The 14,547-nt window shown below is 72.2% G+C and carries 18 protein-coding genes; 7 read left to right on the top strand and 11 right to left on the bottom strand.

Annotation, left to right across the window (positions count from 1 at the left end):
* Positions 1-23: 23 nt before the first annotated feature.
* Together HFP15_RS07365 and HFP15_RS07360 are read right to left on the bottom strand one after the other, a co-directional pair.
* The gene (locus HFP15_RS07365; RefSeq protein ID WP_168512832.1) at positions 24-1,193 is read right to left on the bottom strand and encodes an MFS transporter; all 1,170 of its coding nucleotides are present in this window, start codon (positions 1,191-1,193) and stop codon (positions 24-26) included.
* Between the two features lie 10 nt (positions 1,194-1,203).
* Positions 1,204-1,746, bottom strand: coding sequence for a Chromate resistance protein ChrB (locus tag HFP15_RS07360; protein ID WP_168512830.1), 543 nt, complete (start codon positions 1,744-1,746; stop codon positions 1,204-1,206).
* A gap of 116 nt (positions 1,747-1,862) precedes the next feature.
* Here HFP15_RS07360 and HFP15_RS07355 point away from each other — a divergent pair, with 116 nt between their 5' ends.
* Positions 1,863-2,111 carry an SHOCT domain-containing protein gene (locus tag HFP15_RS07355; protein ID WP_168512828.1) on the top strand — a complete coding sequence of 83 codons (249 nt, stop codon included), beginning with the start codon at positions 1,863-1,865 and terminating at the stop codon, positions 2,109-2,111.
* Here HFP15_RS07355 and HFP15_RS07350 read toward each other — a convergent pair.
* Positions 2,101-2,445, bottom strand: a complete 345-nt coding sequence (locus HFP15_RS07350) for an ArsR/SmtB family transcription factor (RefSeq protein ID WP_168512827.1) — start codon at positions 2,443-2,445, stop codon at positions 2,101-2,103. The genes HFP15_RS07355 and HFP15_RS07350 overlap by 11 nt on opposite strands.
* A gap of 41 nt (positions 2,446-2,486) precedes the next feature.
* Between HFP15_RS07350 and HFP15_RS07345 the strand changes: the two genes are divergently transcribed.
* Positions 2,487-3,512, top strand: coding sequence for a cation diffusion facilitator family transporter (locus HFP15_RS07345; RefSeq protein WP_168512824.1), 1,026 nt, complete (start codon positions 2,487-2,489; stop codon positions 3,510-3,512).
* Here HFP15_RS07345 and HFP15_RS07340 read toward each other — a convergent pair.
* The gene (locus HFP15_RS07340; protein WP_168512822.1) at positions 3,509-4,246 is read right to left on the bottom strand and encodes an IclR family transcriptional regulator; all 738 of its coding nucleotides are present in this window, start codon (positions 4,244-4,246) and stop codon (positions 3,509-3,511) included. The genes HFP15_RS07345 and HFP15_RS07340 overlap by 4 nt on opposite strands.
* Before the next feature lie 48 nt (positions 4,247-4,294).
* On the opposite strand from HFP15_RS07340, the gene HFP15_RS07335 reads away from it, so the two are divergent.
* The 5 genes from HFP15_RS07335 to HFP15_RS07315 all read left to right on the top strand — a co-directional run bounded on the left by HFP15_RS07335 (position 4,295) and on the right by HFP15_RS07315 (position 8,454).
* Positions 4,295-5,407 carry a cupin domain-containing protein gene (locus HFP15_RS07335; RefSeq protein ID WP_168512821.1) on the top strand — a complete coding sequence of 371 codons (1,113 nt, stop codon included), beginning with the start codon at positions 4,295-4,297 and terminating at the stop codon, positions 5,405-5,407.
* A complete protein-coding gene (locus HFP15_RS07330; RefSeq protein ID WP_168512819.1) occupies positions 5,404-6,225 on the top strand; it encodes a fumarylacetoacetate hydrolase family protein in 822 nt (273 codons plus the stop codon). Before HFP15_RS07335 ends, HFP15_RS07330 begins: the two co-directional genes overlap by 4 nt.
* A 288-nt stretch (positions 6,226-6,513) precedes the next feature.
* Complete coding sequence (locus HFP15_RS07325; protein WP_168512817.1) at positions 6,514-6,666, top strand: hypothetical protein; 153 nt, start codon at positions 6,514-6,516, stop codon at positions 6,664-6,666.
* A gap of 59 nt (positions 6,667-6,725) precedes the next feature.
* Positions 6,726-7,295 carry a TetR/AcrR family transcriptional regulator gene (locus HFP15_RS07320; RefSeq protein ID WP_168512814.1) on the top strand — a complete coding sequence of 190 codons (570 nt, stop codon included), beginning with the start codon at positions 6,726-6,728 and terminating at the stop codon, positions 7,293-7,295.
* A gap of 13 nt (positions 7,296-7,308) precedes the next feature.
* Positions 7,309-8,454 (top strand): SGNH/GDSL hydrolase family protein, encoded by a 1,146-nt coding sequence (locus tag HFP15_RS07315; RefSeq protein ID WP_168512812.1) that lies wholly within the window; start codon positions 7,309-7,311, stop codon positions 8,452-8,454.
* Positions 8,455-8,492: 38 nt separating this feature from the next.
* On the opposite strand, the gene HFP15_RS07310 is transcribed toward HFP15_RS07315, so the two are convergent.
* The 7 genes from HFP15_RS07310 to uxaC all read right to left on the bottom strand — a co-directional run bounded on the left by HFP15_RS07310 (position 8,493) and on the right by uxaC (position 14,450).
* Positions 8,493-8,687, bottom strand: coding sequence for a ferredoxin (locus tag HFP15_RS07310; RefSeq protein ID WP_168512810.1), 195 nt, complete (start codon positions 8,685-8,687; stop codon positions 8,493-8,495).
* A gap of 11 nt (positions 8,688-8,698) precedes the next feature.
* Positions 8,699-9,913, bottom strand: a complete 1,215-nt coding sequence (locus tag HFP15_RS07305; RefSeq protein WP_168512808.1) for a cytochrome P450 — start codon at positions 9,911-9,913, stop codon at positions 8,699-8,701.
* Between the two features lie 20 nt (positions 9,914-9,933).
* Entirely contained in the window at positions 9,934-10,140 is a 207-nt protein-coding gene (locus tag HFP15_RS07300) for a ferredoxin (protein WP_168512806.1), read from the bottom strand.
* 16 nt (positions 10,141-10,156) lie between these two features.
* The gene (locus HFP15_RS07295; protein WP_168512804.1) at positions 10,157-10,294 is read right to left on the bottom strand and encodes a TetR family transcriptional regulator; all 138 of its coding nucleotides are present in this window, start codon (positions 10,292-10,294) and stop codon (positions 10,157-10,159) included.
* Positions 10,288-11,508, bottom strand: a complete 1,221-nt coding sequence (locus tag HFP15_RS07290; protein WP_168512802.1) for a cytochrome P450 — start codon at positions 11,506-11,508, stop codon at positions 10,288-10,290. Before HFP15_RS07290 ends, HFP15_RS07295 begins: the two co-directional genes overlap by 7 nt.
* Before the next feature lie 240 nt (positions 11,509-11,748).
* The gene (locus HFP15_RS07285) at positions 11,749-13,041 is read right to left on the bottom strand and encodes a mannitol dehydrogenase family protein (RefSeq protein WP_168512800.1); all 1,293 of its coding nucleotides are present in this window, start codon (positions 13,039-13,041) and stop codon (positions 11,749-11,751) included.
* On the bottom strand, positions 13,038-14,450 hold the full coding sequence (uxaC, locus tag HFP15_RS07280) for a glucuronate isomerase (protein ID WP_168512798.1): 1,413 nt from the start codon (positions 14,448-14,450) through the stop codon (positions 13,038-13,040). The genes HFP15_RS07285 and uxaC overlap by 4 nt, the downstream gene beginning before the upstream one ends.
* Positions 14,451-14,547 lie beyond the last annotated feature (97 nt).

The following is a 14,547-nucleotide window of genomic DNA, read 5'->3' as shown; positions in this document are numbered from 1 at the left end:
CCCCCGCGAGGCGCGTGTGCTGGTCAGGCGCGCGACGGAGGACGATCCGGCCGCGCGGGACGCCGGCCCGTGACGGCGAGCGCGGCGGCGGCCAGCACCGCCGCCAGCGCGCCGAACCCGGCACCGAGGACGGCCGCGGACGCGATCGCGCCGACGAGCAGCGGGCCACCGGCGTCGCCGAGTTCCCGGCCCACCTCCGCCGCGCCCATGGTCTGCCCGAGGCGTTCCGGCGGCGCCGACGCCGACAGTTGCGCGAACGCGAGCGGGGTGGCCACACCGGTGCCGACGCCGATCGCGACGGCGGCGACGAGTATCGCGGCGAGGCCGGGCAGGACCGTCGCGAGCGCCATGCCCGCGGCCGCCAGCAGCAAGCCGCCCGCCATGCCGGTGCGCTCCGGCAGCCGTTCCGCGTCCCGCGCGCGCCCCGCGAACGGCTGCACGAGCGCGGCGCACGCGGCCAGCAGCGACACCGCCGCACCGGTGGCCAGCGGCCCGAGACCGGCGTTCGCGCCGACCACCGGCAGGAAGCCCACGCCCACCGCCAGCGCGGCGGTGGTGCCCGCGAGCACGGCGACCGGGCGCAGGAAACCGGCCTGTGTCAGGCGCCGCGCGAGATCCAGCACGGTCTGCCGGGCACGCGGCAGCGGCGGCACCGACGGGACGGCCAGCGCCGCCCAGGCCACCACCAGCAGCGCGAGCACCGCCAGCGTGGTGAACAGCAGCGAGTAGCCACCGAGCGTGATCAGCGCGCCGCCGAGCACGGGACCCAGCGTGTAACCGAGCCCCTTCCACGCGCCGTAGCCGCCGAAGGCCCGGCCGTGACGCCGCTGCGGCGAGACTCGTGCGACGAGCGCGCCCGCGGCGGGGGAGAAGGCGGCGGCCGCCGCGCCCTGCCCGAGCCGGACCACGCCGACCAGCGCCGGATCGCCCGCGAGCACGAACGCTCCCGACGCCGCCGCGAAGGCCACCAGACCGCCGAAGAGCACCGGCCGGGGACCGATCCGGTCGGCGAGCGCGCCGAAGACCGGCTTCAGCACGACCTCGGCGCCGTCGTAGAGCGCGAGCAGGATGCCCAGTGTCAGCAGCGAGGCGTGCTCACCTTCGGTGTAGCCGCCGAGACTGGCCGCGATGCTGTGCGCGCCGAACGCGGTGACGAAGCCGGCGGCGTACAGCGGCCCCAGCGGACGGTCCATTGTGGATACCTCACATCTGGTGCAGGGCTTGGAAAACACGGTCGGTGTACTCGGCGAGCCGGGTGGCGCAGTGCTCGAGCTGCCGGTCCGCCTCGGCCGCGGCGGGCGCGCCGAAGAGGTCGCGTGCTTTGAGGTCGCGGTGCCAGCGCCGCAGCCGTTCGAGGCTGTGCTCCTCTTCTTCGAGCTCGGCCATGGTGAACTTGCCGTTGCCGATTTCCTTGTCGATCTCGGCGTCGAACTTGGCGCAGTCGGCGAGGAACTCGGCCCACTCCTCGGTGCGCTCGGCGGTGAACATGGCCTCCAGCCGCGCGGCGTCCTCGTCGGTACGGCCCGCCGCCTCCAGCGCGATCACCTCGCCGTCACCGCGGCGCGCGAGTTCGGTGGTGCGGGCGACCCCGTCGGCGAAGGCGGGGACGTCCGGTACGGCCCACGTGCCCTGCCCGAGCGAGAGCGCGCCCGCGCGGCGCAGCTCGCGCCACACCGCCACCCGGTGCCGTGAGGGCTCGGCCGGTATCCGCACCACGAGCACGAGCCAGCCCGTCCGCTTCGTCACATCGAGGAATGTAGCACGTGTTACACGGGACCTTGGGCGTCCGGGACGGTGACGTTCGGCCGTCGCCCCGCTCGGCAGGCGCGGCGCATCGTGGGAGACACGGAAAGGAGCCGGCGATGATGTACTGGTACGGCAACGGCATGAACGGCTGGGGCTACGCGCTGATGAGCATCAGCGGGATCGTGTTCTGGGTGCTGCTCATCTTCGGCGGGATCGCGCTGTTCCGCTACTTCAACCGTGAGCGCGCCTCGACCCGGCAGTCGCCGGAGGACCTGCTCGCGGAGCGGTTCGCGCGCGGCGAGATCGACGAGCAGGAATACCAGCGGGGGCTCGACCTGCTGCGGCACCGCTCGCTCAAGGACTGAGCACCTGCTCGTGCTGGTGGTGCGGGATGCCGCGCACCGCGTGATCGGCGTAGTCGAGCGCCTCGCCGACCAGTTTGGACAGGTGGTCGCTGGTGATGCGGTACAGCATCCGCCTGCCCTCGCGCCGCGCCCGCACCAGCCCCGCCAGCCGCAGCCGGCCCAGATGCTGTGACACCGACGACCGTGAGGCGGCGACCTGCGCGGTCAGGGTGTTCACGTCCTGTTCGGTGGTCAGCAGGCGCAGCAGGTGCAGCCGGGTCGGATCGGCGAGATGGGCGAGCACCCCGGCCGCCACGGTGAGCTGGCCATCGGAGACGTTCTCATGCGCGCGCATCCTTGCATATTGACCCTGAGCAGGGCATTCTGGCAAGCACTATGGCGCATTCACACGGACATGGACACGGGCACGGACACGGGCACCGGCGGACGTTGTGGTCGCGGGTGCGGCACGTGCTCACCCCGCACGGGCACGACAGCGCCGACCGCGTCGACTCCGCGCTGGAGGCGAGCCGGGCCGGCGTCCGCACGCTGGTGTGGTCCTTCGTGGCGCTGTTCGCGACCGCGCTGATCCAGCTCGCGCTCGTGGCGGTAACCGGATCGGTCGCGCTGCTGGGCGACACGGTGCACAACTTCGCCGACGCGCTGACCGCGGTCCCGCTCGGCATCGCGTTCGTGCTGGGCAGGCGGGTGGCCACGCGACGCTACACCTACGGCCTCGGCCGCGCCGAGGATCTGGCGGGCGTCGTGGTCGTGCTGATCATCGCCGCGTCCGCCGCCTTCGCCGGTTACGAGGCGGTGCTGCGGCTGATCGAACCGCGGCCGGTGGAGCACCTGTGGGTGCTGGCGGTCGCGGGCCTGTGCGGATTCGCGGGCAACGAGCTGGTCGCCCGCTGGCGGATCAAGGTCGGGCGGCGCATCGGCTCGGCCGCGCTGGTCGCCGACGGGCTGCACGCCCGCACCGACGGGTTCACCTCGCTCGCGGTGGTGCTGGGCGCGGCCGGGGTCGCGCTCGGCCTGCCGCTCGCGGACCCGGTCATCGGGCTGGTGATCACGGTGCTGATCGTGTTCGTGCTGCGGGACGCGGCGCGGGAGGTGTTCCGGCGGCTGCTCGACGCGGTCGATCCGGCGATGGTGGAGCTCGCGGAGCGGGTGGCCGCGGCGGCGCCTGGGGTACGCGGTGCCGGTGCGGTCCGGATGCGGTGGATCGGGCACAGCCTGCGGGCCGAGCTGTCGGTCGCGCTCGATCCCGCGCTCACGGTCGAGCAGGCACATCGCATCGCGCACGACGTCGAGCATCGCCTGCTGCACGAGATGCCCCGGCTGGCCGCGGCCGTGGTGCACACCGAACCCGCCGCCCGCGCCGAGGCCGCGCACGAGCTGGTGGCGCACCACTCGGGTTAACCGGCGACGAGCTCGATCTCGATCCCGCCGACCGCCTCGGACACGGCGCTGACCAGGGCGGACAGCTTCTCACGGGCGAACCGCGCCGTGGGCAGGGCGCTGGAGACGGCCGCCACGGGCGTGCCCGACGCGTCCCGCACCGCGACGCCCACCGCGGTCAGCCCCGTTTCCGTGCGCTGGTCGTTGATCGCGAACCCACGCTTGCGCACGAGCCGCAGTTCCCGGTGCAGCCGCGGCAGGTCGAGGTCCGCGTCCGCGTAGAGCGCGTCCACCGCGGCCGGGGTGAGCGCGGCCAGCATCGCCTTCCCGCCCGAGGACAGATGCGCGGGCAGCGACCGCCCGACCCGGTCGCCGACCCGCAGGACCTGGTCGCACTCGACCGTCGTCACGAACCGCACTTCGATGCCGGCGAGCACCATCAGGTTCGCCGTCTCCCTCGTGGTGTCCACCAGCTTGCGCAGGTGCGGCCCGGAAGCCCGCCGCAGCAACGGCACCGGCGCCTCCGATGCCGCCGCGGGCCGCAGTACCTTGCCGGGGCCGTAGCGGCGGTCCGGGCCCTGTTCGGCGAAGTCCCGGTACACCAGCATCGACAGCAGCCGGTGAGCCGTGGACGCCGACACGCCGAGCCGGTCCGCCGCGTCGGTCACCCGCAGCGTGCCCTCCTGCTGCAGCAGTGCGGCCAGCTGCAGGGCGTGGTCCACCGAGGCGATCGAGTACTGCGGCTTATTCCTCATAGCAGAAAACTCTATCCCTGTGCGCAGAACTTCACCCACGCTGGAAGCATGACCACCGCCAGCGAGTCGCCGGTGACGATCACCGCGAGCGACGCCGAGAACCAGCCGGAGCGCACGCCGGAGCTGGAAGCGCTCTACCGCGGCTTCGAGTCGGAGCTGCTGATTCCACTGTGGACGGAGATCGGCGATCTCATGCCGCCCGCGCCACGGTCCAAGGCGAGCGCCCATCTGTGGCGCTGGAACACGCTGCTGCCGATGGCCGAGCGGGCCGGCGAGCTGGTGCCGGTCGGCCGGGGCGGCGAGCGCCGCGCCATCGCGCTCGCCAATCCGGGCCTGGCCGGCAGGCCGTTCGCCACGCCGACGCTGTGGGCCGCGATCCAGTACCTCAATCCCGGCGAGGACGCGCCCGTGCACCGGCACACCCAGAACGCGTTCCGGTTCGTCGTCGAGGGCGAGGGCGTGTGGACCGTCGTCAACGGCGACCCGGTCGCGATGCGGCGCGGGGATTTCCTGCCGCAGGCGGGGTGGAACTGGCACGGCCACCACAACAACACCGACCGGCCGATGGCCTGGATCGACGGGCTCGACATCCCGTTCCAGTACTTCGGCGAGAGCACGTTCTTCGAGTTCGGGCCGGACGAGGTGGAGACCCGCGAGGCGCCGGAGAAGTCCCGCTCGGAACGCCTGTGGGCGCATCCGGGCCTGCGGCCGCTCACACACCTCACGCCCGCGCCCGCGACGCCGCTGCTGGCCTACCGCTGGGAGTACACCGACCGCGCGCTCAGCGACCAGCTCGCGCTCGAGGCCGAGGGGTATCCCGCCACCGCCGGACCGGGACACGCCGCCGTGCGCTACACGAACCCGACCACCGGCGGCGATGTCATGCCGACCATCCGCACCGAGTTCCACCGCCTCGCGCGCGACACCGAAACCGCCGCGGTCCGCGAGGTCGGCTCGTCGGTGTACCAGGTCTTCGAGGGTTCCGGGCAGGTGAGCGTCGGCGACGTGAGCTGGACGGTGGAGCGCGGCGACCTGTTCGTGGTGCCCTCGTGGCAGCCGCTGCACCTGTCCACCGAGCACGGGCTCGACCTGTTCCGCTTCTCCGACACCCCGATCTTCGAACGACTCGACCAGCACCGCGTCCAGGAGGACCCGAAGTGAAACTCGCGACCATCCGCACTCCCGAGGGCACCCGCGCCGCGCGGCTGACCGACGACGGCTATGCCGAGCTGGACTTCCCCGACGTCGGCGCGCTGCTGGCCGCAGGCGACCCGGCAACGGCGGCCGGGGGAGCGGTGCATCCGCTGCGCGGGACCGCGCTCGCGCCGGTCGTGCCGCACCCGGGCAAGGTGCTGTGCGTCGGTCTCAACTACCGCAACCACATTCTGGAGATGGGCCGTGACCTGCCCGAGTATCCGACGCTGTTCGCGAAGTTCGCCGACGCGCTGATCGGCCCGCGGGACGACATCGCGCTCGCCCCCGAATCCTCCGCCGTGGACTGGGAGGCCGAACTGACCGTCGTGGTGGGCAAGACCGTGCGCCGTGCGAGCGAGCAGGAGGCAGAGCAGGCCATCGCGGGCTTCACCGTGATGAACGACGTGACGATGCGCGACTGGCAGTTCCGCACCAAGGAATGGTTGCAGGGCAAGACGTTCGAGGGCACCACACCGCTCGGGCCGGTGCTCGTCACGCCCGATGAACTGCCGGGCGGGCTGCGGCCCTCGCTGTCGATGACCTGTGCGGTCAACGGTGAGATCGTGCAGAAGGCGGACACCTCCGATCTGGTGTTCGGCCCCGTAGACCTGGTCCGCTACGCGTCCACGATCATCACGCTGCGCCCCGGCGACATCATCGCCACCGGCACGCCCGGCGGTGTCGGCCACGCGCGCAAACCTCCCCGGTACCTCGCCGAGGGCGACACGGTCGTCACCGAGATCGCCGGCATCGGCCGGCTGGAGAACACGGCGAAGGCGGGCTGAGGTCATCGGCGCCGGCGTGCTGCCCAACCGGCTGGTCTTCCGTGACGCCGTCGACGGAACCGAGCTGACGCATCGGGATCTGCGGGACGAGTTCGCGCAGCGCTATCGCGCGCCGTCCGTGGTGATCCACCGCAGCGATCTGCTCGACATCCCCGCGCGGGCGCGTTCCCGGTGGAGCAGCTGGGCCGGGAACTGGATCCGGACGCGAAGAACGACGTCGTCGTCTACCTCGGGCCGGGCTGCCATCTCGTGCAGTAGGCCTTGCGGCGCGGGGAGATCTTCAACACCGTGGCCGCGCGGACCGCGCGCAGGCAGACCACCGCCCGGATGTGGGGCGACATCTGGTACGTGGACGGCGTGGCGCGGGTACTGCGCAACGAGCTGTTCCGGCAGCGCGACCTCGCCGACGACAAGTACCTGGACTGGCTTTACGACGTGTGACCCTCCCGCTTTGCTAAATCTTTTAGGAAGATGCTTAAATGGTTTAGCAAGGAGGGGTGATGGCACGGGTGGGGCTGACCGCCGAGCGCCTGACGGTGGCCGGAGCGGAGCTGGCCGACGAGGCCGGTTTCGACCAGGTCACCGTTTCGGCGCTGGCCCGGCGTTTCGGCGTCCAGGTCGCGAGTCTGTACTCGCACGTGAAGAGCTCGCAGGACCTCAAGACGCGGATCGCGCTGCTGGCGCTGGCCGAACTCGCCGACCGTGGTGCGGCCGCGCTGGCCGGCCGGGCGGGCAAGGACGCGCTGACCGCGTTCGCGAACGTCTACCGCGATTACGCCAGGCAGCATCCGGGCCGCTACGCCGCGGCCCAGCTCCGGCTCGACCCGGAGACGGCGGCCGCCAGTGCGGGGCCGCGGCACGCGGAGATGACGCGGGCGATCCTGCGTGGCTACGAGCTGAGCGAGCCGGAGCAGACGCATGCCGTCCGGCTGCTCGGCAGCGTCTTCCACGGGTACGTGAGCCTGGAGCTGGGCGGCGGCTTCAGCCACAGCGCACCCGGCCCCGAGGTGAGCTGGCCGCGGATCGTCGACGCCCTCGACGCCCTCCTGCGGAACTGGCCCACCACCTGAAGGCGGAAGTCCTGTGCACCCGACCCCGATCACCGCGGACCTGCTGCGCGGCGCGCTCGATCTGGAAGACACCGCGCGCGGCCTGCTGCCGCACCGCCTGCCCGCGCGGGCCCGTGCCCAGTGCACCGACGGTCAGCTTCTGACGGCGGAGTCCGAGCCGTCCGGGGTGCGTCTCGCGCTGCGCACCCGGGCCACCGTCATCGAACTCGACGCGCGGCGCACCAGGCGGGTCTACGCCGGCTTGCCGCCCCGCCCGGGCGGCGTCTACGACCTGCTCGTCGACGGCGAGCTCACCGCGCGGGCCACGGCCTCCGGTGGGGACACGACGATCATCGACCCGGCCACCGGCGCGGTCGAGCACGTCCCCGGCCCGGTGGGCACCATGCGGTTCGCCGGGCTGCCGGAGCGGCTCAAGGACGTCGAGATCTGGTTGCCGCACAACGAGATCAGCGAACTGGTGGCGTTGCGCGCCGACGCGCCGGCCGGCCCGGTGCCCGACTCCGGCCGCCGGGTCTGGCTGCACCACGGCAGTTCCATCAGCCAGGGCTCCAACGCCGCGAGCCCGGCCACCAGCTGGCCCGCGCTCGCCGCGTCGCTCGGCGGGGTGGAGCTGATCAACCTGGGGTTCGGCGGCAGCGCCCTGCTCGATCCGTTCACCGCGCGCGCCATGCGGGACACACCCGCGGGCCTGATCAGCGTGAAGATCGGCATCAACCTGGTCAACGCGGACGCGATGCGGCTGCGGGTCTTCGGTCCCGCCGTGCACGGTTTCCTGGACACCATCCGCGACGGGCATCCGGACACGCCGCTGCTGGTCCTCTCACCGATCCACTGCCCGATCCACGAGGACACGCCCGGCCCGGGTGCCTTCGACCCCGACGCGCTGGCCCGTGGACAGATGAAGTTCCATGCCACGGGTGACCCGGCGGAGCGGGCGAGCGGCAAGCTCACGCTCGCCGTGATCCGGGAGGTGCTCGCCGGCATCGTGGCCGGCCGGTGCGACCCGAACATGTCCTATCTGGACGGACGGGCACTCCACGGCGAGGGCGATGCGCCGTTGCCGGACGGGCTGCATCCCGACGGGGCGACGCACCGGCGGATGGGGGAGCGCTTCGCCGAGCTGGCGTTCGCCACGGACGGGCCGTTCGCCGCGAGCTAGTCCGGTGCCGCCCGCGCCGGCGGCACCGGACGCTGCGCTCAGTCCTCGACGGTGATCGCCAGCGCCGGGCACACCTGGGCGGCGTGCCTCACGTCCTGCGCCAGCGCCGCGGATGGCTCGGGGTCGAGCAGCACGACGACGCCGTCCTCGTCGCGCTGGTCGAAGACCTCGCCCGCGGCGACGACGCACTGTCCAGACGCGACACACTTGTCCTGGTCGATGAGCACCTTCATCGTCGATCCCTTCACCAGGTCACCGGCAGCTCGTAGACGCCGTAGACCGAACCGTCGTGTTTGAACGCGACCTCGCCGAGGTCGGTGGCCAGCGCGAGGGTGGGCACGCGCTTGTAGAGCGTGCCGGAGACGACCTGGAGTTCCATGCGCGCCAGCGGCTGGCCGAGGCACTGGTGCACGCCGAACCCGAACGCCACGTGCTTGCGCGCGTCCCGTTCGATGTCGAGCCGGTCGGGCTCGGCGAAGACCTCCGGATCGCGGTTGCCGATGTCGTTCGGGAAGATCACGCCTTCGCCCGCGCGGATGACGTGCCCGGCGATCGCGATGTCGGCGAGTGCGACCCGGCGGCGCCCGTTGTGCGTGATGTGCAGATACCGCAACAGTTCCTCGACCGCCGAGGAGATCAGTCCCGGGTCCTCGGTCTCCCGCAGGAGCTTGAGCTGCGCCGGATGTTCGAGCAGCGCCAGTGTGCCGAGCGCGATCATGTTCGCGGTGGTCTCGTGCCCGGCGATGAGCAGCAGCACGCCCGTCTGCGCGGCCTCGGCGCGGGTGAGCTCACCGGCCTTGACCCGCTCGGCGAGCCCGGACAACAAGTCCTCGGCGGGCTCGGCGAGCTTCGCTCCGACCAGCTCGTCCAGATAGGACACCAGGTTGTTCATCGCGGCGTCGCGTTCCTCGGGCGTCGCGGTGCGCCGGATGATGACCTTGCTGTTGTCCTGAAACAAATCGTGGTCGGAGTAGGGCACGCCGAGCAACTGGCAGATCACCAGCGACGGCACGGGCAACGCGAACGCCTCCACCAGGTCTGCCGGTTTCGGCCCGGCCAGCATCTCGTCGATGAGCTCGTCCACGATCTTCTGCACGCCCGGCCGCATCCGCTCGATGCGCTTGATGGTGAACGGCGCGGTCACCATGCGCCGCAGGCGGGCGTGCTCGGGATCGTCCATCAGGATGAAGCTGATCTTCGAGCGCTCGCCCGTGACCTGAGTCTGCGCGGGATAGCCCGGTTTGGAGATGTCGGCGCTGATGCGCGGATCGGCCAGCAGCGTGCGCTGGTCGGCGTAGCGCGTCACCAGCCACGGTGTGCTGCCGTCCCACAGCCGGACCCGGGTGAGCGGCCCTTCCTCCTGTGTGGCCCGCAGGCCCGGCGGCGGATCGAACGGGCAGCCCGGTGCCCGCGCCATCGGGTATTCCGGTAGGGCGGCGGGGTCGAGTGTGCTGGTCATGCGGTCTCCCTTCGTGGTGGTCAGCGGCGGTTCACTTCGGTCAGCGAGATCGCTTCGGCCGGGCACACGTGAGCGGCCTCGCGCACCGCCGGGTGCAGGTCCCCGTCGGGTTCGGCGTCGAGCAGGACGACGATGCCGTCGTCCTCGCGCTGGTCGAACACCTCGGGCGCGAGCAGCACGCATTGCCCGGCGCCGCAGCATGTGGCCTCGTCCACGGTCACCTTCATCGCCTCGTCCTCCTTGTCATCTCGTGACCGGCGCCGGATACAGCCCGGTGAGCACGTCGATCAGGGAGGTGCCGGCGGCCTCCCAGGTGGCCCGGCGCGTGGCGGCCTCCCGCGTCGCGTTCGCGCGCGCCGCCTTGTCCTCGGTCGTCACCATCGGACCGGGACTTCACGCAGCCCGCCGACCGGCAGGCCCTCGACCCGGCGCAGCTCCGCCACGTCGACGGCCAGCTCCAGGCTGGGCAGCCGGTCCAACAGGACGGTGAGCACGGCCTGCAGTTCGGTGCGGGCCAGCGCCTGGCCGAGGCAGGAGTGCGCGCCCGAACCGAAGGCCAGGTGCGTATTGGGGCTGCGGCCGAGGTCCATGTCCGCGGCGTTGGCGAACACCGCGACGTCCCGGTTGGCGGCCGCCATGCTGCACATCACCGTGGTGCCCGCCGCCAGACTGTGCTCGCCGATCTCGGTGTCCTCGCTGATGTAGCGCGGCAGGCCGATGCCGGGGTTCGCATCGAACCGCAGCGCCTCCTCGACGGCGGTGCGCACCAGCGACCGGTCCGCGAGCAGCCGCTTCCAGCGACGCCGGTCGGACAGCAGCATCGCGACCATCTCGCCGATCATGGTGGCGGTGGTCTCGTGCCCGGCGACGAGCAGTGCCTTGCCGGTGGCCACGAGCGTCGCGTCGGACAGGCGCTCGCCATCGGAGTCGGTCGCCGTGATCAGCTCGCTGAGCAGGTCGTCCCCCGGCGCCGACCGCTTCGCCTCGATGTGGCTCCCGAGGTAGGCGGCGAACGCCGCCTGGGCCTGGCTGATCTCGTCATCGCCGTAGCGGGTCAGGTTCAGCATCGTGTCCGACCAGTAGGCGAAGCGGTCGCGGTCGCTGTCGGGCACCCCGAGCAGCGTGCAGATCACCCACACCGGAAGCGGGAACCCGAGGCCCGCCTTGAGGTCGGCGGGCGGCCCGCTCTTGACCATGTCGTCGAGGAGCCGGTGCGCGATCTCCTCGATGCCCGGCCGCAGCGCCGCCATCCGCTTGGCGGTGAACCATCGGCCGACCATGCGCCGCCACTTGAGGTGCCCCTGCCCGGACTGGGGGAGCGCGTCGGTCGTGTCGCTGCTGAACACGCCGCCGGACTCGCTGTCGGCGATGCGGGCGGCGCCTTTGGCCGTGAGCCGGCGGGAAAACCGCGGGTCGGAGAGCGCCTGCTTGACGTCGGCGTAGCGGGTGAGCAGGGAAGCCTCGTCGCCGCTGGGCAGCGTGACGCGCGCGACCGGGCACCGGTCCCGCAGCCGGGCCCACTCCGGCGGCGGCTCCAAAGCGGCGGGACTGGGGATCGGGTAGTCCAGCACCTCTTCGGGCTCACCTGCACCCACGACGGCCTCCTTCGCAAGACGTGCACCGGTTGGGAAATAGCCAACCGGACAAGGCACCTTAAGTCAAGCGATTGATTTAAGGAGGGGCCGGTCGGGCGAACGAGAGCGTGCGGGAGTGATCCGGGGCGATGCCTGGTGGGGCGGTGGCGAGGCCCGGTGAGTGGTGGCAAGACCTGGCGGGGCGGTGGCGGAGGCCCGGCGAGACCTGGTGGGGCCAGGCAGTGGCGTGCGGGCCGGAGCTCAGCCGCGCAACCGGTTCGCCTCGGCGGCGACGGCGGCGCGCAGTTCCTCGTCCCCGGCCAGATCCAGCAGGGCCAGCGCGTCGCGTTCGTCGCGCACTCCCGCGGCGCCGGGATCGGAGACGGGCACGCCGGCTCCGGTGAGATGGCAGACCCAGCCCGCCAGCAAGCGCACCGCGCCTCGCGGCAACCGTCCAGCGTCGCGTTCTTCCCGCAGCACCGGAAGGATCCGCGCGGGCAGCTTCTGGGATCCGTCCATGGCGATCTGGGCGAGCTGGTGGCGCACACCGGGATTGGCGAAGCGCGTCAGCAGCGCGCGGCAGTAGGCGTCCAGGTCCGCGGCCGGAAGATCCAGATGTGGCACGGCCTCCTGCCACCACTCGGCGAGCCAGCTGCGGCAGACCTCGTCGGCGACGGCCTCGCCGACGGTACGGTGCCCGCGCAGGGCGGCGGTGTAGGCGAGCAGCGAGTGGGCGCCGTTGAGCAGCCAGAGTTTCCTTCGCTCGTAGGGCATCACGTCGTCGGTGAAGGTCGCGCTCCATTGTGGACGGCCGCCGGGGAACTCGCCGCTGAGCACCCATTCCGAGAACGGTTCGGTGACGACCGGCGCCTCGTCGCGGTATCCGGTCGCCGCCTCGGCGGTAGCGAGATCGGCGCCGGTCGTCGCGGGCGTGATGCGGTCGACCATCGTCGTGACGAACGAGGCCACCTCCGCACAGCCCGGCGCCACGAGATCGGCGCACTCCGCGGTGAGCCGCGCGAGCACCTCGCCGTTGCCGGGCAGGTTGTCGCACGGCACGACCGCGATCGGCCCGGCGCCGGCGTCGCGTCGCGCGGCCAGTCCCGCCACCAGCCGCGCCACCGCCGTCCTGACGGGAGCACCCCGGCGGAGCGCGGTCAGATCCGCGGCGACCGCGGGGTCGGTGGTGTCGAGCCCGCCGTCGCGGTCGCGCGTGTAGCCCGCCTCGGTCACGGTCAACGTGACGACGCGCGTGTCCGGTGAAGCGAGGTAGCGCAGCCAGGCGTCGTGCTTGCCCGCGCCGTGCGCCCGGCTGATCGACGAGACGACCTCGAACTCGTCCTTCGCCTCGCGCGTGATCAGGGTGTACACACCGTCCTGTGCGGACAGTGTGTCGGCGAGTTTCGCGCTACGGCCGGTGAACGCGGCGATGCCCCAGTCCTGCGCGTCCGGCGCGTGCGCGGTGTACCAGGCCTGGTGCGCACGGAAGAAGTTGCCGAGTCCAAGGTGGACGATACGGACCGGCGCGGCGGCGGTGGTGCGGGACAGCCTCACAGGCGGAACACCCGCATCGGCTGCGCGCCCACCAGGTCCCGCGCGGTCTCGATCGCCTCGTCCTCGTCCAGGCGGTGCTCGGCGACCAGTTCGGCCAGCACCCGCGCGTCGAGCCGCCGGGCCATGTCGTGTCGTGCGGGGATCGAGCAGAACGCGCGCGTGTCGTCGACGAACCCGGCGAGCTTGCCGTAGCCGGCCGTTTCGGTGACCGCGCCGCGGAACCGGCGGATCGCGTCGGGCGCGTCGAGGAACCACCACGGCGCGCCGATGAACACCGCCGGGTAGAACCCCGCGAGCGGCGCGATCTCGCGGGAGTAGGTGGTCTCGTCCACGGTGAACAGGACGAGGGTGAGGTTCGGATGCGTGCCGAACCGCTCCAGCAACGGGCGGAGCGCGTCGGTGAACTCCATACGCAGCGGGATGTCGTGCCCGGTGTCGGGACCGTACGCCGCCGAGGTCGGCGTGTGGTGGCCGCGCCGGATGCCGGGATGCAGCGTCATCACCAGGCCGTCCTCGGTGGACATCCGGGCCATCTCCAGCAGCATGTGCCGCCGGAACGCGGTCGCCTCGGCCTCGGTCGCCGTCCCGGCACGGGCGGCGGCGTAGACGCGTGCCGCCTGCGCCGGGTCGAGCGGATCGGTGCGCACGTCGGGGTGGCTGTGGTCGGCGGACACCGCGCCGTGCTCGTGGAAATACCGGCGCCGCTCCTCCAGCGCGCGAACATAGCCCGCGTAGTCACCCGTGTCGATGCCGGTGACCTCGCCGAGCCGGTCGACCGCCGCGCGCCAGCCCGCCCGGCCCGGCTCGAGGTAGCGATCCGGGCGGAAGGTCGGCACGACGCGGCCCTGCCACGACGGATCGCCGGCCAGCCGCCGGTGGGCCGCCAGGTCGTCGCAGGGATCGTCGGTGGTGGCGAGCACGTCGATCCCGAACCGCCGGAACAGCGCGCGAGGCCGGAACTCCGGGCGGCGCAGGCAGCCGGCGATCGTGTCGTAGATCGCGTCCGCGTTCGCCGCGTCCGGCTGCTCGGTCACGCCGAAGATCTCCGCCAGCTCGGACTCAAGCCAGTACCGCACCGGTGTCCCGCGGAAGAGCGCCCAGCGCTCGCACAGGATCCGCCACACCCCACGGGAGTCCTCTTCGGACAGTGCAGCGCGGCCGACACCCAGCTTGTCCAGCGGCACACCGCCCGCGTGCAGGAGCCGCGTGACGTAGTGGTCGGGAGTGATGAACAGCGTCGCGGGGTCGGTGAACGGCTCGTCGTCGGCGAGCGTGGCGACGTCGACATGCCCGTGTGGCGAGATGATCGGCGCCTCGCGGATCTCCTGGTAGATGCGGCGGGCGAGCTCACGGACACCCGGATCGGCCGGGAACAACCGGTCGGGATGCGGCGCCAGTGTACGAGCCATGCCGCCCATCTCACCCGGCCCGGGCAAAGGTGACAATCGGTTGCCACGAGTTGCCGCCGCGGGTTGCGCCCGGGCCGTGCGGGCGAGCAGGGTGGGC

This window comes from Amycolatopsis acididurans, assembly GCF_012328925.1.
Classification (GTDB): domain Bacteria; phylum Actinomycetota; class Actinomycetes; order Mycobacteriales; family Pseudonocardiaceae; genus Amycolatopsis_E; species Amycolatopsis_E acididurans.
This window is presented reverse-complemented; position numbering and strand designations above follow the sequence as displayed.